Here is a 278-nt window from a genome sequence, read left to right on the forward strand (position 1 = left end):
AGTTCATCAACTTCATCCTGTCCAAAGAAGTCCAGCAGGCTGAAGCCGAACAAGGCGTCGATGCGCCGATCTCGACAAAGGTCAGCCTGACGCCGGACCAGGCGAAGATCTGGACCTATGGCGCGGATATGGTGGCAGGCCTCACCCGCATCGACTATGCCAAGATGAACGCTGCCAAGGCCGACTGGATCGATCGCTGGAACGAAGTCTTCGGTCAGTAAGCTGCGCGATATCCTGGCCTGAGACCGGTTCATTGCCAGTCCTGGGCTAGACCTGGG

At 58.3% G+C, this 278-nt stretch carries 1 pseudogene; it reads left to right on the forward strand.

The window, feature by feature from the left end:
• Positions 1-221: pseudogene (locus EOD29_RS31470) on the forward strand (ABC transporter substrate-binding protein); the annotation flags it as partial.
• Positions 222-278 lie beyond the last annotated feature (57 nt).

The organism is Mesorhizobium sp. M1A.T.Ca.IN.004.03.1.1 (genome assembly GCF_003997555.1).
Taxonomy (GTDB): domain Bacteria; phylum Pseudomonadota; class Alphaproteobacteria; order Rhizobiales; family Rhizobiaceae; genus Mesorhizobium.